Origin of the sequence: Streptomyces roseochromogenus subsp. oscitans DS 12.976 (genome assembly GCF_000497445.1) — a bacterium.
Classification (GTDB): domain Bacteria; phylum Actinomycetota; class Actinomycetes; order Streptomycetales; family Streptomycetaceae; genus Streptomyces; species Streptomyces oscitans.
Genome location: NZ_CM002285.1, coordinates 4522033 through 4540887, shown reverse-complemented (window position 1 = coordinate 4540887; position 18855 = coordinate 4522033). Strand labels below are relative to the sequence as shown.

Sequence of the window (18855 nt, the reverse complement as noted above, 5' to 3'; positions counted from 1 at the left end):
GGTCATCGGCAGGGTGTCGGTGTGAGGCCGTGCGACACCGGACCGGGAGTGGAGACAAGCCCCGCCAGCCGTCCGTGCAGGGCGGAACATAGTCGACGATCCCCGGTTACCGAAACCGGCGAATGCCCGCCACAAGCGGAGTCATGGCAGCACGCTCTCTGGAAAAGGCCCCATAGGAATACAGCCGCCGCACCAGCGAATTCCTCCGCACCGAACACCTTCTCTCCCACCATCAGTCGGCCAGCCGTGTCATGGCCTTCGGCCCTCTGGTAGTCCGGAAGCCGCTCCGGACTACCGGTAGCCCCAGGGCTGCGGGGACCGCCCGCCACGCCGTCGCACAGTGCCCGGCGGCGACGGCACATCCGGCCCGTCATGCTGCGGTACTCGCCCCCTGGGGCGGCCTTCTAGGTCTGGCCCGAGGGGAGGTGCTGAGTCAGACCAGGGTGGTCAGGCTCAGGGCGAGGAAGCGGGCCTCGGGTGCGAGGCCGCCGAGGACGTCCCGGGCGTAAGGGGTGTTCGGTCGGGTGGCGAGGTGTTGGACGGCGGCCCAGTTCTCGGCGATCGCCCGGAGGGCCTGCTGCGCTTGGTGGATGGCGTCCCGCCGGTGGGCGAGGAACTGTTCGGCACGCTCGTGGGCCTCGCTCCAGGTGATCTCTCCCTGTTCGACGAGCTGAACCAGAGGCGGGGCGGGGTCGCCGTCGGCGAGACGGAGAGCGTCGGCGTGCTTCACGGACTGCTGGAGCTGTTCCTCGTGTTGCCGCTGGTCGAGTGCCGCCGTGGCGTCGTCGAGAGTGAGCTGGCCCTCGGTGACCTGTTCGGCGAGGTCGGGAGCGTGCTCGCGCAGGCGCTCGTGCTGGGCCTGGATCGCGGCGGCGCGGGCCTTGTTCTCAAGAGCGGTGCTGTAGGCGGCATCGAGGCCGAGGGTGCCGACACGTACCTGCTCGGCGAGGTCGCGGGCGTGCTGGAGGACCGTGGCCGCGTTGGAGATACGGGTCAGGCTGATGCTGTGGAGCTTGGCCTGCTGCCGCAGCGGGTGTTCCGAAAAGGAACGGGCCATCGCGATGATCATCGCCTGCTGGCCTTTGCTGATGTGCCGGCGGTACAGGTTGTGGGAGAGGATCACTCCCGTGGGGTCGTCGCCGGTGTAGGTGGTGAAGCGGGGCTCGACGCCGGCGATCTCGCAGGCGGCGAGACGGTTGCGGCCGTCGAGGAGGACGCCGTCGGCGTCGAGGACGATCGGCTTGTGCTGGCCGTCGGTCTTGATGGACTCGGCGAGGTCGTGCAGCTCGTCCTTGCTGAGCGTCGGGAACATGCTGGCGGTGGGGTGGATCTTCAGGGCGGGTTCCTTCTCGGATGGGATTGTAGGTGGCACGTTGGTGGTGTCCTGCGGCCAATGTGGAGCCGAGGCGGAGCTGAGGTTGGTGAACTGAGTGGGGCCTATCGGCACTGTCGTCGCTGCGCCCCACTGCGTCACGGCCACGACGGCGTAGTCGCTCGCCATCGCCATGTACCGCTTGATCCGTGCCCGCAGGTCGGCCATGAATAGCGCTCGCTCGGGCAGCGAGGTGAAGGGGGGAGCGTCGCTGGGGTCCCATCTGCGGGCGATGCGGCGGGGGTGGCGAGTTGGCCGGGAATGCCGAGCGGTGGCCAGCTGGCCTTCGTGATGTTCTGCGGGTTGGGGAAGCCGGTCCTCCGTGGTGCTCCTGGGTTGCGCGTAGGCAGGAGCCCGCTACACGGGGCTGGCTTCGTTCGCTGCGTGATTCAGGCGGCGAGAGCCATCGCAGTGCTGGGCGCCCAGGGACCGAGCACCTTCACGACGGGCTTGTGGTAACTGACCTGGCGGCCGTTTTGGGCGGTGAACTCAACCGTTCGGATCGCGAGGTCGCAGAGGGCAGGGGCACTCACTGAGGCCAGTTGAGTGCGTATCCCCTCCACCGTCTCGGCGAAGCGCCAGGAGGAGGACCTGAAGCGGAACGAGCCGAGGCCAGGGCATCCGGCCAGGCGGAACAGAAGAGTTGTGACTGGCTGCGGCCCCTGGCCGTGCCTGGCCCGTGCCCTGCGCTCGGTCATGCCGGGTGGGCACCCGCAGGGGTGACCTGCGTCAGCTTCCGGGGAGAGGAACACACGCCCGTCGCAGTGGTGCGCCAGGCCGCGGGAGTCCCACAGCTTCATCTGCGCCGTCAGCCTGCCTGGATTCTCGATGACGACTCGGAGGCTGGCCTTCTCGGCTACAACTTCGAGTTGCTCGGAGCCGTTGGCCGATCGCCGCTGCGGCTCGGCTCCGAGCGTGCTTGCGATGCTCTCCGCCACCTGCGGCGACACCGTGAGTAGGCGCCAGACCGGCCGGGCGAGCAGCTTGCCGTCGACGACGTGGCCAAAGTCGCAGTCACCGACGACCGGCTCGGATGCCCTGGACAGTGAGTACGTACGAGGAGTGCCGAGTCGCTGGCGGCGAGTGATGCGCGGGTGGGTGCATTCATTTGTTGCGGTTTTGCCGTGCCGTCGGCTCTGACCGGAACAATCACCGTCGGTCGGCGAAGTGGCGGCAGGACCGGGCGAGGGGTTGTGCAAGAAACGGCTCCTGATGGATGGGGGCGCAGGAGCGCCTGAGCAGCAACGCGGCTGCCCGGGGCCCCGAGGACACCATCAATTGTCCGGAGAATCGGCGGTTAGCCCAACCGGCGATGTGGGTGTATATTCCCTCGCTCACCTCGGTTCAGTGGCGTGTCAGATCGCTTCTACGAATGCCTCCTTCTGCCATGAATCGTCGGCCGCTGCGGCATCGCCCTCGCTCTGTTCCGGTCGTACGAACTCGACCGTCGCCCGCTTCTCGACGGGCGTCGACCTTCCCGCGCCGGATGCCTTGGTGACCGTCACCTGGCGCACGAACAACTTGACGAAGTCCCGGCGCTCCTGTGTTGTCGCCGCCTCCCACCACGAGCCCTCGCCCACTGGGTCTACGTCCCCCGCGCCCAAGGGAAGCCACAGGTGGATCGGGAGCGTTGGCGTCGCCGCTTCCTCCAACTCGGCGAGACGGGTCTCCGCCCGCTCCATCCGACCGAGGAGCCGTTCCCTGCGCTCGCGGAACCGGCGCCGTCCGACGGGGTCGTCATAATCGCCGGCTTCCTCCCGGTCGTACAGCTCCTCCAGCGCATGCTTGGCATCCGCGCGTTCGGTGATGAGACTGCGGCGTTCGCCCACGATCTCCGGTTGTTCCGTCTGGGCCGCGTACCGACGGGCAGCCTCGGCGAGGACGACCGCCGTCTCGGAGTCGTCCTCGGCGGTCTGGATGAGGGCGAAGACGCGCCGCGCCACGTACCGGTCCAGGGTCTGCATGCTGATGGTGCACTCGCCCTCGTGCTGGCCCGGCAGCGCTCTTCGGCGGCGGCAGCGGTACGCCGCCTTGTTGGGGGTGGTGGCGCGGTGCGACGTCATCACCGCGCCGCAATCGCAGAACAGGACGTCCATGGCGGAGAGGACGGCATGGCCTCGCGACAGCCCCTTGCCCTGGCCCCTGCCGCCGAGCCATGTCTGCAGTTCATGCCAGTCGTCCGGCGAGATGACCGGCGGGTACGCCTGGACCGGCTTCATGGTCTCGGGGTCGCGCTCGATGCGGTAGCAATCGATGGTGCTGGTCAACTTGCCGTCCTCACGGCGCTTGTACACGGGGGTCGCCGCGTAGCCCGCGATGCGTGGGTCCCGGAGGATGCGCATGGCGGTCTTCGGGTCCCAGACGCTGTCCTTCGTCTTCTTGCCGACCCGCTGTCCCTTCGTCGGGACTCCGTCGGCGTTCAGTTGGGCGCAGATACCCGTCAGAGAGCCTGGGTGCCGGCGCCCGCCTCCTGGCTGGTACGGCATGTCTTTGTGCTCTTTGATCCGCGCCCACATGTCCTGGATGACCCACACCTCGTCAGGTTCGTGTTCCAGGAGCTGGATCACGACGGGTTTGCCGCCGGACGTCGTTCGTGTCACGGGGATCATGCGGAAGCCGTACGGAGGCTTGCCGCCCAGATAGCCACCGAGCTCGCGGGCCGTCTTCTTCGCGCCCCGTACCGCGTCGCTCTTGTTCTTGCTCTCGCTGTGGGCCGCGTCGAGCCGCAGGATCAGATGGATCAGGTCCATCAGATTGCCCTTGCGGAACTCGCCCTCGGTGAGACTCACGATCGTCACGCCGAGGTTGAGCAGTTCCGTGACGATGGGGATGGCGTCGAGTGGGTCCATCCGCGACAGGCGGCTGATGTAGTAGACGATGATCAGGTTGATCCGGCCGTCGTGGCAGTCCTTCAGCAGCCGGTCGAAGTCCGGGCGGTCGTCGCCCTTGAACGCGGATATGCCGAGGTCCTCGTACTCGGTGATGCTGACAGCCCCGCGTCGCCCGGCCTCGGCCACGCCCGCCTCGCGCTGCGTGACGGTGCTCACCTCGGACTTGTTGGCTCGCCCCACGGACTGACGTCCATAGACCCCTGCATGGACGTCCATGCCGGTCACCACCCCTGGTCTGATCATGGGGGGACTCTAGCTGATTTTTTAATCCCCCAACTGGATTCACCCAAGGGCACCCCGTGGCACCCGCACCGCGGCTTCGAGACCGTCACCTACATCATCGACGGGATCTTCGACCACCAGGACAGCAACGGCGGTGGCGGCACCATCACCAACGGCGACACCCAGTGGATGACCGCGGGCTCGGGCCTGCTGCACATCGAGGCCCCGCCGGAGTCCCTCGTCATGTCCGGCGGTCTCTTCCACGGCCTGCAGCTGTGGGTGAACCTCCCGGCCAAGGACAAGATGATGGCCCCGCGCTACCAGGACATACGCGGCGGCAGCGTCCGGCTGCTGACGACGCCGGACGGCGGTGCGCTGCTGCGCGTCATCGCGGGCGAACTGGACGGCCACGAGGGCCCCGGTATCACGCACACCCCGATCGCGATGGTCCACGCGACCATCGCCCCGGGTGCCGAGGTCACCCTGCCCTGGCGTGCGGACTTCAACGGCCTGGCCTACGTCCTCGCGGGCCGCGGCAGCGTCGGTGCGCAGCGCCGGCCGATCCACCTCGGCCAGACCGCCGTCTTCGGCGCCGGATCCGCGCTGACCGTGCGTGCGGCCGAGCGGCAGGACTCCCACACGCCGGACCTGGAGGTCGTCCTCCTCGGCGGACAGCCCATCCGGGAGCCCATGGCGCACTACGGCCCGTTCGTCATGAACACCAGGGAAGAACTGATGCAGGCCTTCGAGGACTTCCAGAAGGGCCGCCTGGGGACGGTCCCGGCCGTGCACGGGATGACCGAGAGCGGCCCGCGGGGTCACTGAGCCCGTAAGCCCGTCGACTGCCCCGCTGACTGGTTGACACAAAGCCCCGTCCGGCACCCGGACGGGGCTTCGTGCGTGCCCCGCGCAAGACGGCGCGCCGACACGGATGGCCCAACTCCGCAAGGCGTCAGGCCGAACGGACCCATAGCGTCACACATGTGCCAGTCGTTCCACGGCGCACATTGAGTGGTCGCTCCTTGGTGGTCGACACCTCGCACTCAACCAGATCAGGAGACACATATGAGCAGCATCCGCAGAGCCATGGCATGCACCGTGGCCGGCGCCCTCCTCACCGTCGGCGGTGTCACGCTGGCCGCCCCCGCCCAGGCTCAGACCCAGGTACCGGCGGCCGCCGCCCAGCAGAGCGCGGCCACGGTCCCCGCCGGTAACGAAGGCAACGGCAACGGCAACGAGAACTGCGGCCTCCTCGGCCTCGGTTGTCTGCTGCACGGCCTGCTCGGCGTCCTCTGAGCCCGCAGCGCCTGACCGGTCATCGCGTGAGCGGCTGCCCCCGCCCCGGGGCGGCCGCTCACGCCTGCGCCGGGCCCGACGGACGAGGCGGAGCCCCGGCTACGGCGCGAGCCCGACGGGCCTGACCCGTCCGGCCCCGTACGGCAGGACACCCGCCGGCGGCCGTGATCCGCTGGACGTGTGCAGCTGTTGCCCGACCCCGTGCGCCGTGTCGCCGCCTGGTGTGCCGTGCTGCTGCTGGTCGCCGGGGTGGTGTGGGTCGCGGTGCGGTTGTGCGGCGAGTTCCGTACGGCCGTCACACCGGTGCTGCTGGCCCTGCTCGGTACCGCGCTGCTCGGCCCGCTGTACCGGCGGCTCGTGCGGACCGGCGTGCAGGCGTCGGTGGCGGCCGGGCTCACCTGTGTCGCCGTCGTGGCCGTCGTCGGCGGTGCCGTGTACATCGTCGTCGCCGCGCTCATCGACACCGGCGACCAGATCATCGCCTCGCTCCGGGACGCCGCCAAGTCCCTCTCCCAGCACTTCGGGGCCGCCGGCACCGGCCTGGACGACCTCGCCGCCAACTCCCGCAAGCTGCTGAGCAAGTTCGGCGGCACGGCCGCGTCCAACGTGATCAGCGGGGTCAGCGTCGCCGCCGAGAGCATCGCGATGGCGGTGCTCGCCCTGCTGCTCGTCTTCTTCTTCCTGCGCGACTCCCACCGGGCCGTCGAGACCCTCCGCTCGGTCGCGCCCGGCAACACCGCCGACACCCTGGAGGCCATCGCCCGGCGCGCCTTCGAGGCGGTGGAGGGGTTCATGCGCGGGACGACGGTCATCGCGCTCATCGACGCCGTGTGCATCACCGTCGGCCTGCTGATCCTGCGGGTGCCCGGCGCGATCGGGCTCGGCGCGCTCGTCTTCGTCGGGGCCTACATCCCCTATCTCGGCGCCTTCATCTCGGGCGCGGTGGCCATCCTCGTCGCCCTCGCCGACCGGGGCTTCGTCATCGCGCTGTGGGCGCTCGGGGTGGTGCTCGCCGTGCAGGTGCTGGAGGGGCATGTGCTGCAGCCGGTCATCCAGAGCCGCACCGTGCAGATGCATCCGGCCGTGGTGATGCTCGCCATCACCGCCGGGGCCTCCGTCGCGGGCATCCTCGGCATGCTCCTCGCCGTACCGCTGACCGCGGCGGCCTTCGGGGTCGTACAGGAGCTGCGGACCCGTTACGCGGCGCCCTCCGACTCCTCGCCCCCGGGCTCCGCGAAACCGGCCGCACCGCCTCCCACGGCACCCTCCGACTCGTAGAGCTCGAACCATATGCTCTTGCCCTCGCCCCGCGGGTCCACCCCCCAGGCGTCCGCGAGCAGCTCGATCAGCATCAGGCCGCGGCCGGAGGAGGCCAGTTCGCCGGGCCGGCGCTTGTGCGGGAGGTCGTCGCCGGCGTCGGTGACCTGCACCCGCAGCCGCCGTGCCGCCGCCTCGCCGGTCACCTCGGCGAGCAGCAGCGCGTCGGCGTCGGTGTGGACGAGGACGTTGGTGACCATCTCGGAGACCAGCAGCACCGCCGAGTCGACCTGTTCGGCGGCGGCCCAGTCGTGCAGCAGCTCGCGCAGGTGCTGGCGGGCCTCGGCGATCCGGTCCGGCTCGTCCTGCGCCACCGACAGCAGCGTGCGCCGCACCCGCGGCCGTACGGTCACCGTGGCGCCGCACCCGCAGCCCTCGCCCGGGCGGCACAGCAGCACCAGCGCGATGTCGTCCTCGCGCCGGTCGGTCAGCGGGCCGACGGTGTGGTGAGAGGACGGCCCGTGCACGCCCTGCACCAGGGCGTCGGCCAGCGACTCCAGATCGGCGTCCGCATCGAACTGATGGGCCTCCAGGATCGCGCGCAGCCGTCGCCAGCCGCTCTCCAGGTCGTGTCCGCCCGTCTCGATCAGGCCGTCGGTGCAGAGCATCAGCGTCTCGCCGGGCTCCAGCGTGAACCGGGTCGTCGGATAGTCCGCGTCCGGGTCGATGCCCAGTGGCAGCCCGCCCGCCGTCGGCCGCATCATCACCGTGCCGTCGGCCATCCGGATCGCCGGGTCCGGGTGCCCGGCGCGGGCGATCTCCAGCCTGCCGGTCACCGGGTCGGCCTCCACGTACACGCAGGTCGCGAAGCGGAGGTCGGTCATCTCGTCGTCATGGGTGACGCCGTGCAGAAACCGGGAGGCGCGGGAGAGCACGGCGTCCGGGCGGTGGCCCTCGGAGGCGTAGGCGCGCAGGGCGATGCGCAGCTGGCCCATGAGGCCCGCGGCCCGTACGTCATGGCCCTGTACGTCGCCCATGGCCAGCGCGATGCGGCCGGAGGGCAGCGGGATCATGTCGTACCAGTCGCCGCCGACCTGGAGACCGCCGCCGGTCGGGATGTACCGGGCGGCGATCTGCATCCCGGGTATCTCGGGGCCGAGCGAGGGCAGCATGGAGCGCTGCAGGCCCGCCGCCAGTTCCCGCTCCGACTCGGTGACCTCCGCCCGGGACAGCGCCTGGGCGAGCATCCGGGCCACCGTCGCCAGGACGGCGCGCTCGTCGGGGGTGAACGCCACCGGATAGGTGAAGGCCGCCAGCCAGGCGCCCATCGTGCGTCCGGCCACCGTCAGCGGCAGAAAGGCCCAGGAGCTGCGGCCGAAGTTCCGGGCGAGCGGCCAGGTCGCCGGGTAGCGGGCCTTGTACTCCTCGGGGCAGGACAGATAGACCGCGCGGCCCGTGCGGGCGACCTGGGCCGCCGGATAGTCGGTGGTCAGCGCCATGTTCGAGAAGGGGCCCAGGTCGTCGGGCTGGTGCCCGTGCTGGCCGATGATCGTCAGCCGGTCGCCCTGCACCCCGAAGACCACCAGCCCGTCGGGGGAGAACCCCGGCATCGACAGGCCGCCGGCCACCCGCAGTACCTCCGCCGTGGATTCCGCCTCCGCCAGGGCCCGGCCCGCGTCCAGCAGAAACGCCTCCCGCGAGCGCCGCCAGTCGCCGGTGACCGCGCTGCGAGCGGCCCGGGTGCCCGGGGTCGGTTCGGTGACCTCCTGGAGGGTGCCGATCAGCTGGTACGCCTGCCGCTCGGGGTCGTAGGACGGTTTCGAGCGGCTGCGGACGACCCGCAGGACGTTCCCCTGCTCGTCCATGATCCGGATGCGTACCTCGGCGAGCGTGCCCTCGGCGACCGCCAGCGGGACCACCCCGGTGATCTCGTTCCAGTCGACCGGGTGCAGCCGGGCCCGGGTCTGGGCCTCGGTGAGGGTGGTCGCCTCCGCGGGCAGCCCGAGCAGCCGCGCCGCCTCCGCGTCCACGGTGACCATCCCGGCGGCCGTGTCCCAGTGCCACAGCCCGGTCGCGAGGGCGGCGAGGACGTCCCCGAGGGCCGGGAGAGGCTCGCCTGTGCGCATTGCCCCACTTTATGAAGATCCGACCGAAGGGTGCCACCGTAGAAACAGAGGATCCTGTACCCCCCGATATACGGAGGATCCTCCAGGGGAAGGCGCGGAAAAAGGGTGGGGAGCCGATCTTGGCGTCCCCGGTACCCTTGATGGGTCCGGGCCCCGTGCCCGTTCTCGCCGAGGAGAGCAACCTCGGCCAGACCCGAAGCGCAAAGGACGATGAACGACGATGCATCGGTACAGGTCCCACACCTGCGGCCAGCTCCGCGCCTCTGACGTCGGCACCGACGTCCGGCTGAGCGGCTGGCTGCACAATCGGCGCGACCTGGGCGGCATCCTCTTCATCGATCTGCGCGATCACTACGGCATCACGCAGTTGGTCGCCCGCCCCGGCACGCCCGCGTACGAGGCCCTGGACACGATCTCCAAGGAGTCCACGGTCCGCGTCGACGGCCGCGTTGTTTCACGTGGAACAGAGAACGTGAACCCCGATCTGCCGACCGGTGAGATCGAGGTCGAGGTGGCCGAGGTCGAGCTGCTGGGCGCCGCCGCCCCGCTCCCCTTCACCATCAACGCCGAGGACGGGGTCAACGAGGAGCGGCGCCTGGAGTACCGCTTCCTGGACCTGCGCCGCGAGCGCATGCACCGCAACATCATGCTGCGTACGGCGGTGATCTCCGCGATCCGGCACAAGATGACGGCGCTGGGCTTCAACGAGATGGCGACGCCGATCCTGTCCGCGACCTCCCCCGAGGGCGCCCGTGACTTCGTCGTCCCCTCCCGCCTGAACCCGGGCAAGTTCTACGCCCTGCCGCAGGCCCCGCAGCAGTTCAAGCAGCTGCTGATGATCTCCGGCTTCGACCGCTACTTCCAGATCGCGCCCTGCTTCCGCGACGAGGACGCCCGCGCCGACCGCTCGCCGGGCGAGTTCTACCAGCTTGACGTCGAGATGAGCTTCGTCGAGCAGGAGGACGTCTTCCAGCCGATCGAGCAGCTGATGACCGAGCTGTTCGAGGAGTTCGGCAACGGCCGCCACGTCACCTCCCCCTTCCCGCGGATCCCGTTCCGCGAGGCGATGCTGAAGTACGGCTCCGACAAGCCGGATCTGCGCGCCAAGCTGGAGCTGGTGGACATCACCGATGTCTTCGACGGCTCGGAGTTCAAGGCGTTCGCCGGCAAGCACGTGCGTGCGCTGGCCGTCCCGGCCGTCCAGGACCAGCCGCGCAAGTTCTTCGACCAGCTCGGCGAGTACGCGGTCTCGCTGGGCGCGAGGGGCCTGGCCTGGGTCCGTGTCGGCGAGGACGGCGCGCTGTCCGGCCCGATCGCGAAGTTCCTCACCGAGGAGAACGTCGCCGAGCTGACCAAGCGGCTGTCGCTGGCCTCCGGCCACGCCGTCTTCTTCGGCGCGGGCGACTTCGACGAGGTCTCGAAGATCATGGGCGCGGTGCGGGTGGAAGCCGCCAAGCGCGCCGGGCACTTCGAGGAGGACGTCTTCCGCTTCTGCTGGATCGTCGACTTCCCGATGTACGAGAAGGACGAGGAGACCGGCGCGATCGACTTCTCCCACAACCCCTTCTCGATGCCGCAGGGCGGCCTGGAGGCCCTGCAGACCCAGGACCCCCTGGACATCCTGGGCTGGCAGTACGACATCGTCTGCAACGGCGTCGAGCTGTCCTCCGGCGCGATCCGGAACCACGAGCCGGAGATCATGCTCAAGGCCTTCGAGATCGCGGGCTACGACCGGGAGACCGTCGAGGAGAAGTTCGCGGGCATGCTCCGCGCGTTCCGCTTCGGCGCCCCGCCGCACGGCGGCATCGCCCCGGGCGTGGACCGTATCGTCATGCTCCTCGCGGACGAGCCCAACATCCGCGAGACCATCTCCTTCCCGCTCAACGGCAACGCCCAGGACCTGATGATGGGCGCCCCGACCGAGCTGGAGGAGTCCCGCCTGCGCGAGCTGCACCTGAACATCAGGAAGCCGCAGCCGAAGTAGTACGGCCCTGTTCGTCAGTCCCCCGCGTCGGGGCCGGACTCCGTGTCCGCCTCGATGTCGGGGGACGCGCCGTCTTCCAGCAGGCGCTCGGCGATGTCGTCGGACCATTGCTGGGCCCAGGCGCGCACCGCGGTGACCTGCTCCTCGGTCAAGCCGTAGCGGAGGAAGTCCACGTCGGCGTAGAAGTCCGTCCCCGTCAGCCGGGACTGCAGCGTGGGCAGATCGAACGGGTCGTGGGCATGCCGCCGCCCCAGCTCCTCCAGCCGCGGAAACGAGAATCGCGAGGCGGCGGCCCGCGCGTCGATCAGATCGACGGCCGCGCCCCGGTCGTACAGCGCCCGGATCTTCGTACCGACGGCGTCCTCCAGGGAGAGCGCCGGCCCGTACTCGGTCAGCTCCGGCGGCTGCCAGAACGCCTCTTTGTGCAGCGCGAGAGCGCAGGGCTCGCCGGTCGGCGGGTCGGTGACCGTCAGCTGGGCGGTGAGCGCGGTGCCGGCCCCGGCCCGCACCGCCCGGCCGCGCGCCTCCAGGGCCGCGCCGATGACACCGGCGATCCGGTCCATCGGTTCGGCGCTCTCCGTGGCGAAGTCGAGATTGGCGTGCGGGCGCCGCAGCAGGCCGTGCGCCTGAAGGGCATAGCCGCCGGCGAGGACCAGACCGTACGTGCCGCCCGCCGCGACGACGTCCGCCAGCAGCCGCCGGTGAGGTTCGGGGAGGTTCAAGATTTTTTCCGGGTTCCTGTCACACGGGTGCGGGCTGGGGGTTCAAAGGGGTGTCCGTAGCTCTTCGCCCGCTCGATGCTCGATGGGAGCCTCTCATGCGTACCGCTCAGATCGTCGTCACCCTGCTCGCCGCGCTGATGTCCGGTTTCTCCGGGGCCGTGTTGCTGATGCGGGCCCGGTGGATCGTGAAGGCGCTGACCGACTACCGGGTGCCGCAGGGGTGGTGGACCCTGCTGGGGGTGGCCAAGGCCGCCGGGGCCGTGGGGCTGGTGGCCGGGCTGTTCGTGCCGGTGATCGGGATGCTGGCCGGGGCCGGGCTGGTGGTCTACTTCGCCGGGGCCGCCGTCACCGTGGCGCGGGCGCGCTGGTACTCGCACATCCCGTTCCCGCTCGTCTACGCCGCACCTGTGGTCGGCGCGCTCGCCCTCGGGTTCACCGGCTGAGCCTGGGCGTCCGGGACGCCGGGGTTCTGAAGTAAGCCGACCGGATCGTGAAGAGGCGCCGAGCACAGGGGCTCGGCGCCTCTTCACGGATCAGGGATCAGTGCTGCGCGATCAGCTCTCCTCGCCGCCGAAGCGCTCCTTGTACGCCGCCAGGTCCTCGTCCGTCAGCTTGGCGAACAGCACCGGCGGAACCGTGAACGGGGTGCCGGCGGGGACCGCGGTCAGGGCCTTCGCCTCGTCCGTGGTGACCCAGGAGGCGGTGTCGTCAGCCAGGGCGAACGCCTCGCGCATCGCCTTCGCCGTGGCCGGGATCAGCGGCTCGGAGACCACCGCGTACAGGTGGATCAGGTTCATCGCCGTACGCAGCGTGAGGGCCGCGGCGTCCTTGTCGGTCTTGATCTGCAGCCAAGGGGCCTTCTCCTCCAGGTAGGAGTTGCCGGCCGACCACAGGGCCCGCAGGGCCGCGGCGGCCTTGCGGAACTGCAGCGCCTCCATGTGGCCCTCGTACTCGGCGAGGAGTCCGGCGATCTGCTCGCCGAGCTTGGTCTCGGCCTCGCCGGGCAGGCCGCCCGCGGGGACCTCGTCGCCGAAGCGCTTCTTCGAGAAGGACAGCACGCGGTTGACGAAGTTGCCGAGGGTGTCGGCGAGGTCCTTGTTGACCGTGGCCGTGAAGTGCTCCCAGGTGAAGGACGAGTCGTCCGATTCGGGGGCGTTGGCGATGAGGAAGTAGCGCCAGTAGTCCGCCGGGAGGATGTCCAGGGCCTGGTCGGTGAAGACACCGCGCTTCTGCGAGGTGGAGAACTTCCCGCCGTAGTACGTCAGCCAGTTGAAGGCCTTGACGTAGTCGACCTTCTTCCAGGGCTCCCGGACGCCGAGCTCGGTGGCAGGGAACATCACCGTGTGGAAGGGGACGTTGTCCTTCGCCATGAACTCCGTGTAGCGGACGGGGTTCTCGCCCGAGTCCGCCTCGTACCACCAGGACTTCCAGTCCCGCTTCTCCGGGTCTGTGTCTCGCGCGGCGTCCGACCATTCCTTCGTCGCGCCGATGTACTCGATCGGGGCGTCGAACCAGACGTAGAAGACCTTGCCTTCGGCGGCCAGCTCCGGCCAGGTGTCGGCCGGGACCGGGACGCCCCAGTCCAGGTCACGGGTGATCGCGCGGTCGTGCAGGCCCTCGGTCAGCCACTTGTGGGCGATGGAGGAGGCCAGCTGCGGCCAGTCCTTGTCGTGCCGGGCGACCCACTCGCGGACCTCGTTCTCCAGCTTGGACTGGAGGAGGAAGAGGTGCTTGGTCTCGCGGACCTCCAGGTCCGTGGAGCCCGAGATCGCCGAGCGCGGGTTGATCAGGTCCGTCGGGTCCAGGACGCGGGTGCAGTTCTCGCACTGGTCGCCGCGGGCCTTGTCGTAGCCGCAGTGCGGGCAGGTGCCCTCGACGTAGCGGTCGGGGAGGAAGCGGCCGTCGGTGGGCGAGTAGACCTGGCGGATCGCCCGCTCCTCGATGAAGCCGTTCTCGTTCAGCTTGCGGGCGAAGTGCTGGGTGATCTCGCGGTTCTGCGGGGAGGAGCTGCGGCCGAAGTAGTCGAACGCGAGCGCGAAGCCGTCGTAGACCGCCTTCTGGGCGTCGTGCGCCTGGGCGCAGAACGCGTCGACCGGGAGACCCTGCTCCTTCGCGGCCAGCTCGGCGGGGGTGCCGTGCTCGTCCGTCGCGCAGATGTAGAGGACGTCGTGGCCGCGCTGGCGCAGGTACCGGGAGTACACGTCCGCCGGGAGCATGGACCCCACCATGTTGCCCAGGTGCTTGATCCCGTTGATGTACGGAAGGGCGCTGGTGATGAGGTGTCGAGCCATCGTGGCTGCTCCCAGGTCGCTGCTTTTTCTGCGGTTTCGAACCTTGAAATCGTAGCCGACCGGGGTGGGCCGCCCGCTTCCCGTTTTGCTGGGTGGAACGGGGTGGGAAGGGGGCGGCCCGGTGGGGTGCCGGGTGGGGAGCGGGGTGAGGGGCGGGTGGTTACGACCGGTTACGGCCGCCAAGCGGCCAGTACGCCCTCGTAGAGCTCGGTGTCTGTCAGCTCGCGGGGGGTGGGGCCCGCGTGGAAGAAGGCCGTGTTGTCGGTCTTCAGTTTGCGGAGGTAGTCGAAGGCCTTGTTGTCGTGCTCTCCGAAGGCGACGAAGGAGAAGAAGACGGCGGGGTGCGTGGTCGCGGCCGCGGTGAGGGACTGGGTCGCGGGGGTCTTCGCGTCCGGGGCGCCGTCGGTCTGGAAGACGACGAGGGCGGGGGTGCCGGGGGCGCTGTTCTTGTCGTGGTGGGTGAGTACGGCGTCTACGGCGGCGTGGTAGCTGGTGCGGCCCATGCGGCCGAGGGCGGCGTGGACGTCGTCGATCTTCGTCTCGTGGTCCGGGGTGAGGGTGAGGTCGGTGGTGCCGTCGATCTCCGTGGAGAAGAAGACGACGTGGACCGTGGCCTCGGGGTCCAGGTGGGCGGCGAGGGCGAGGGTCTGGTCGGCGAGGGCCTGGGCGGAGCCGTCCTTGTAGTACGGGCGCATGCTCGCGGAGCGGTCCAGCACGAGGTAGAGCTTCGCTCGGGTGCCGGTGAGGTCGGCCTTCTTGAGGGCGGCTGTGGCGGCCTTGTAGGCGGTGGTGAGGGAGGGGGTGCGGGACTTGACCTTGGTGAGGGGGGTGGCCGCGGCGGGGGCGGGGGCCTCCGGCTTGGGTGCCGGGTTCGCCTCGGCTTCGTCTTCGGCGTCCGTGTTCCCACCCGCACCACCCGTGCGAGTGTCGTTGCCGGGTGCGGGTGGCGCCTGTGGGGTGTCCTCGCCGTCGGCGGCTTGCGGGGCGGTCGTCTCTTCGGCCGTGGCCGACACCGTGTCCTCGGCTTCGCTTTCGGCCTTCGCGTTCCTACCCGGACTGCCCGTGCGAGTGTCGTTGCCGGGTGCGGGTGGCCCCTGTGGGGTGTCCTCGCCGTCGGCGGCTTGCGGGGCGGTCGTCTCATCGGCCTCGGCCGACACCACGTTCACGACTACCTGAGCCGTAGCCTCCGGCTCGGCCTCAGCCCTCTCCGCGACCGGCACAACATCCTCGGCCTCGGACTTCTCCTCGGCCTTCAGCTCGGCGTTGTCCTCGGTCTTCTCCCCGGCGTCCGGCTCGGCCTGCTCAGCCTCGGCCTTCTCCGCGACTGACGTCTCGGCCTGGGGCTTCTCCTCGGTCGGTTCCTCATCGCCGACCTGCGCCTGCGCCTTCTCCTCGAACCGGTCCTCACCGTCAGCCTGGGCCTCGGCCGGGTCCTCGTCGTCAGCCTGCGCCTGCGCCTTCTCCTTGACCGGTTCCTCATCGCCGGCCTGCGCTTCGGGTTCCTGCTTGGCCGTCTCCGCCTGGGCCTCGGCCGGCTTCTCGCCGTCGGCTTGCGCCTCGGGCTTCTCCTCGGGCTTCTCCTCGGCCGGGGCCTCATCGCCGGCCTGCGCCTCCGTCTGCGCCTTCTTCTCGGCCGGGGCCTCGTCGGTGGGCTGTGCTTCTGGCTTCTGCTCGGTCGGCTTCTCGTCGGCGGGCTGCGGGGTGGGGCGCTCGGCCTCGGGGCTTGTGACCGGAGTTTCGGGCTTCGGCGTCTCCGTTGTCGGGTCTGCGGGGTTTGTGGGGTGGGGGACGTGGATGTTGTCGAAGGCCGCTGATACCAGTTCGTGTTCGTCGGGGGACGAGCGGCGGGGTTCGGGGACTGTGGTGGGTGCCGGCTGCGGGGTGGTCGGCTGCGCCGGCAGGCGGTCCGCACCCTCTGCCTCGGCGGCGCGTGACTTGCGTGAGCGGCCGAATGCGTTCCGCAGGAGAGTGAGAATGCCCATGTGCGCAACCCTTCGCGTGAGTTGATGCCCGTTGATCCCTGGCCAGGACGGACACGTAAGGTTAGCGAAGGGGTCAGTGTGGGGAAGCGATCGACCGGGCCGCGGCGACCTCCTGGCGGAGAGGTTCCAGGACGCTACCGGCGGGGCCGGTGAGGTCCGTGCGGACCGGGATCAGGGTTTCGGCGTCGCGTACGCCCTCCGACAGCTCCCGGAGCTGCAGCACCACCTGGGTGATCTCGGCCGGGGACGGGGGCGGCGCCCCGTGTTTCACACGGACGCGGGCCGCCGTGGTCGCGTCGATGATGCGTTCCACCGCGACGACCAGCGGCCACCAGGCAGCCGCGCGGCGCCCGGTCGGCGGTGGTTCGGTCAGGGCCCGCTGGAACTCCGTACGGATGACCGAGAGGTCGCGGTAGAGGCGGCGGCGCATACGGGCCCGGGCCGACGGGTTGGTGGCCGGGTCGAACGCCGTCTCCACGTAAGCCGCCGCGTCCGCCACCGCGTCGGCCAGGCCGTCGCCGACCCGGGTGCGCCAGCTCTCCGGCCACAGGAGGTAGCCGGCCGTCAGCGCGATCGCGCAGCCCAGGAGTGAGTCCGTCAGGCGCGGGAGCAGCAGTGCCGTGCCCTGGTGGTTCAGGATGTCCGACAGGAGGAGGATCACCGGGGTGATCGCCGCTGTTTGGTAGCCGTAGCCCCTCGGAGTCAGCGCCGGAATCAGCGGCGCCAGGATCAGCATCGCCGGGACGTCCCACCAGCCCAGGGGTACCTCCGCCAGGACCACCGCCGCGATCACCAGGCCCGCCACCGTGCCGACGGCGCGCAGCAGGGCGCGGGAGAAGACTGAGCCGAAGTCGGGCTTCAGGACGAAGGTGATCGTCAGGGCCACCCAGTACGAGCGCGGGACCGGGATCAGGGAGACCAGGGCCTGGGCGATGCCGATGCAGACCGCCAGGCGCAGGCCGTAGCGCCAGGAGTTGGCCGACAGGGTCACGTTGTGGGCCGCTCGGGCCGTGCGGATGCCCAGTGCTGCGGGGCGGCCCAGGCGGTCTTCGATGCCTCGCGAGTCGACCTCGGGAGCCGTGACGACCTCGGCCGTGTGGCGCAGGGCGTGGTCCACCGCGCGTGCCGTTTCCGTCGTGGGGAGAGGGAGGTCCAGCGCTATCGGGCCCGTGTAGCCCGTCTCGACCGCCTGGGCCAGGTGGTGGACCGCTTCCGGGATCTGCGGGGGCAGCGGGCGGCCCGCCAGATGGGCCGCGGGGGCCGCCTCCACCACCGGGGTGACGGCGTTCAACTGGGCCAGGAGACGGGTGAGTTCGCGGCTGCGGCCGTGGTGGCGGGCGCGCCGGGCCAGGATCAGGTCGTAGGACTGGTTGAGGGACTGGGTGACCGTGCGGCGGGCGTCCTCGTACTCCTCGGTGCGGTCCGTGCCGGAGACGGTGAGGAGCGCGGCGACCGTGCGGTAGGTGGCCGCCACCGCCGTGCGTTCGGGCACGCCCGAGCGCAGCGGCCAGGCCAGCAGAGCGAGGAGGAGGACCTGGAGGCCGCCTCCCGTCATCAGGGCCGGGGCCAGCCACCAGGGCCGGGGGAGCGGGAGGCCCGCGCCCACCACGCAGTTCAGGAGCAGGAGCAGGCCCGAGACCGACGCCACGGCGCCGATCGTCGAGATCATGCCGGACAGCAGTGCCACCCCGGTGACGGCGGCCACCGCGTACCAGCCGTGGCCGTACACCAGCGTGCCCAGTGTCACGCCGATCGCGCCGAAGAGCTGCGGTACGGCGATGTTGAGGATGCGCATGCGGTAGGCGTCGGCGGTGTCGCCGATGACTCCGGACAGGGCGCCCATGGAGGCGAGGGCGCCGTACGCCGGATAGCCGGCGGCGAGGCCGATCGCCAGGGGGAGGGCCATCGCGACGGCCGCGCGGGCCACGGCCGCCTTGTTGACGGGGGCCTGCTCGGGGCGGAGGTTCCGGACCAGCCAGTCGGGAGGGGTGAGGCCGATGGGGAACTCTCGCGACATGCCGTCATTATCGCTGTTCGCCGTCGTTCACTCCGGTCCGCCCCCGCTCATCCTCGCTGGTGGGCGCGGTCGTGTCCGGCGAGGCGGGCGGTGTCGGTCAGACTGATGTCGAGGATGCGGCGGAAGGCCGCGTGGTCCTGGGTGGCGTTGACGTCGCCGACGAGGATGGCGGGGGTGTGGGGGTCGGCGGCTGTGAAGGGCTGGAGGTCTGCCGAGTTCGCGCTGCTATAGGTCGGCCCGGTCCGGCGAGGATGGCGGGGGTGCGGGGGCGGCGGACGCGAAGGCCCGGAGCCCGCCGAGTTCGTGCTGCTACAGGTCGGCCTGGTCCGGCGTGGATGTCCACAGGGTGGGGGCATCCACAGGGTGTGGAGATCCACCCGGCGCCGCGTCCACAGGCTGGGGACGGCGCGCGGGGAGACCACGGGCTGCCGGGCGCGGTCAGACCCGCGCTCGGGTCGGTTCCTCGGCCGGGGTGGGAGGGCGAGCGGGAGCAGCGGTCGCGGTCGGCGCCGGGACGGCGGCGCGGCGGCGCCGTGCGGGACGGCCCACGCGCAGATACCGGGTCAGCCAGGTGGTGAGGGCCACCGTGAGGCCGAGGCCCAGCAGCAGCCAGGAGACCGTGCGCAGGGTGCCGGTGAGGGCGTCGTAGACCGCGCCGGCAGCCGGGTGGGGCACGTCGGCGGGCAGGTCGGCGA

General features: G+C 70.4%; 13 protein-coding genes and 2 pseudogenes. 5 read left to right on the top strand and 10 right to left on the bottom strand.

The features are described from left to right. Nucleotides 1–433 precede the first annotated feature (433 nt). The 3 genes from M878_RS97580 to M878_RS69210 form a co-directional block, all read right to left on the bottom strand. A complete protein-coding gene (locus tag M878_RS97580; protein WP_023548202.1) occupies nt 434–1540 on the bottom strand; it encodes a ParB/RepB/Spo0J family partition protein in 1107 nt (368 codons plus the stop codon). Nucleotides 1541–1761: 221 nt separating this feature from the next. Next, nucleotides 1762–2310 (bottom strand): recombination directionality factor, encoded by a 549-nt coding sequence (locus tag M878_RS000000101860; protein ID WP_023548200.1) that lies wholly within the window; start codon nt 2308–2310, stop codon nt 1762–1764. A gap of 417 nt (nt 2311–2727) precedes the next feature. Further along, nucleotides 2728–4506 (bottom strand): recombinase family protein, encoded by a 1779-nt coding sequence (locus tag M878_RS69210; protein ID WP_245238148.1) that lies wholly within the window; start codon nt 4504–4506, stop codon nt 2728–2730. Between M878_RS69210 and M878_RS69205 the strand changes: the two genes are divergently transcribed. From M878_RS69205 to M878_RS69195, 3 genes are all read left to right on the top strand, one after another. After that, the gene (locus M878_RS69205; protein ID WP_023548197.1) at nt 4468–5310 is read left to right on the top strand and encodes a pirin family protein; all 843 of its coding nucleotides are present in this window, start codon (nt 4468–4470) and stop codon (nt 5308–5310) included. The genes M878_RS69210 and M878_RS69205 overlap by 39 nt on opposite strands. A 240-nt stretch (nt 5311–5550) precedes the next feature. Continuing rightward, nucleotides 5551–5781 carry a hypothetical protein gene (locus M878_RS69200; protein ID WP_023548195.1) on the top strand — a complete coding sequence of 77 codons (231 nt, stop codon included), beginning with the start codon at nt 5551–5553 and terminating at the stop codon, nt 5779–5781. Nucleotides 5782–5961: 180 nt separating this feature from the next. Further along, a complete protein-coding gene (locus tag M878_RS69195) occupies nt 5962–7059 on the top strand; it encodes an AI-2E family transporter (protein ID WP_023548193.1) in 1098 nt (365 codons plus the stop codon). Here M878_RS69195 and M878_RS69190 read toward each other — a convergent pair. Then, a complete protein-coding gene (locus M878_RS69190; RefSeq protein WP_023548192.1) occupies nt 6978–9164 on the bottom strand; it encodes a SpoIIE family protein phosphatase in 2187 nt (728 codons plus the stop codon). The two genes, M878_RS69195 and M878_RS69190, sit on opposite strands and share 82 nt — an antisense overlap. A 220-nt stretch (nt 9165–9384) precedes the next feature. On the opposite strand from M878_RS69190, the gene aspS reads away from it, so the two are divergent. Further along, entirely contained in the window at nt 9385–11148 is a 1764-nt protein-coding gene (gene aspS / locus M878_RS69185) for an aspartate--tRNA ligase (protein WP_023548190.1), read from the top strand. Between the two features lie 14 nt (nt 11149–11162). Here aspS and M878_RS69180 read toward each other — a convergent pair whose 3' ends face one another. After that, the gene (locus tag M878_RS69180; protein WP_023548187.1) at nt 11163–11870 is read right to left on the bottom strand and encodes a nucleotidyl transferase AbiEii/AbiGii toxin family protein; all 708 of its coding nucleotides are present in this window, start codon (nt 11868–11870) and stop codon (nt 11163–11165) included. Between the two features lie 95 nt (nt 11871–11965). Between M878_RS69180 and M878_RS69175 the strand changes: the two genes are divergently transcribed. Then, complete coding sequence (locus tag M878_RS69175; RefSeq protein ID WP_023548185.1) at nt 11966–12313, top strand: DoxX family protein; 348 nt, start codon at nt 11966–11968, stop codon at nt 12311–12313. 111 nt (nt 12314–12424) lie between these two features. Here M878_RS69175 and metG read toward each other — a convergent pair whose 3' ends face one another. The 5 genes and pseudogenes from metG to M878_RS48280 form a co-directional block, all read right to left on the bottom strand. Continuing rightward, nucleotides 12425–14161, bottom strand: coding sequence for a methionine--tRNA ligase (gene metG / locus M878_RS69170; protein ID WP_023548183.1), 1737 nt, complete (start codon nt 14159–14161; stop codon nt 12425–12427). 170 nt (nt 14162–14331) lie between these two features. Continuing rightward, nucleotides 14332–16143 (bottom strand): VWA domain-containing protein, encoded by a 1812-nt coding sequence (locus M878_RS69165; RefSeq protein ID WP_023548181.1) that lies wholly within the window; start codon nt 16141–16143, stop codon nt 14332–14334. A 73-nt stretch (nt 16144–16216) separates the two neighbouring features. Continuing rightward, nucleotides 16217–18160 carry an FUSC family protein gene (locus tag M878_RS69160; RefSeq protein WP_023548179.1) on the bottom strand — a complete coding sequence of 648 codons (1944 nt, stop codon included), beginning with the start codon at nt 18158–18160 and terminating at the stop codon, nt 16217–16219. A 65-nt stretch (nt 18161–18225) separates the two neighbouring features. Beyond that, nucleotides 18226–18382: pseudogene (locus M878_RS000000100005) on the bottom strand (endonuclease/exonuclease/phosphatase family protein); the annotation flags it as partial. A 216-nt stretch (nt 18383–18598) separates the two neighbouring features. Next, nucleotides 18599–18855, bottom strand: a pseudogene (locus tag M878_RS48280) (hypothetical protein); the annotation flags it as partial.

Bases quoted from the DNA above. Each gene is read 5' to 3' on its own strand.
- M878_RS69210 (WP_245238148.1), bottom strand. From the start codon at position 4,506: ATGATCAGACCAGGGGTGGTGACCGGCATGGACGTCCATGCAGGGGTC.
- M878_RS69200 (WP_023548195.1), top strand. From the start codon at position 5,551: ATGAGCAGCATCCGCAGAGCCATGGCATGCACCGTGGCCGGCGCCCTC.
- M878_RS69175 (WP_023548185.1), top strand. From the start codon at position 11,966: ATGCGTACCGCTCAGATCGTCGTCACCCTGCTCGCCGCGCTGATGTCC.
- metG (WP_023548183.1), bottom strand. From the start codon at position 14,161: ATGGCTCGACACCTCATCACCAGCGCCCTTCCGTACATCAACGGGATC.
- M878_RS69160 (WP_023548179.1), bottom strand. From the start codon at position 18,160: ATGTCGCGAGAGTTCCCCATCGGCCTCACCCCTCCCGACTGGCTGGTC.
- M878_RS97580 (WP_023548202.1), bottom strand. From the start codon at position 1,540: ATGGCCGACCTGCGGGCACGGATCAAGCGGTACATGGCGATGGCGAGC.
- M878_RS69165 (WP_023548181.1), bottom strand. From the start codon at position 16,143: ATGGGCATTCTCACTCTCCTGCGGAACGCATTCGGCCGCTCACGCAAG.
- aspS (WP_023548190.1), top strand. From the start codon at position 9,385: ATGCATCGGTACAGGTCCCACACCTGCGGCCAGCTCCGCGCCTCTGAC.
- M878_RS69205 (WP_023548197.1), top strand. From the start codon at position 4,468: ATGGACGTCCATGCCGGTCACCACCCCTGGTCTGATCATGGGGGGACT.
- M878_RS69190 (WP_023548192.1), bottom strand. From the start codon at position 9,164: ATGCGCACAGGCGAGCCTCTCCCGGCCCTCGGGGACGTCCTCGCCGCC.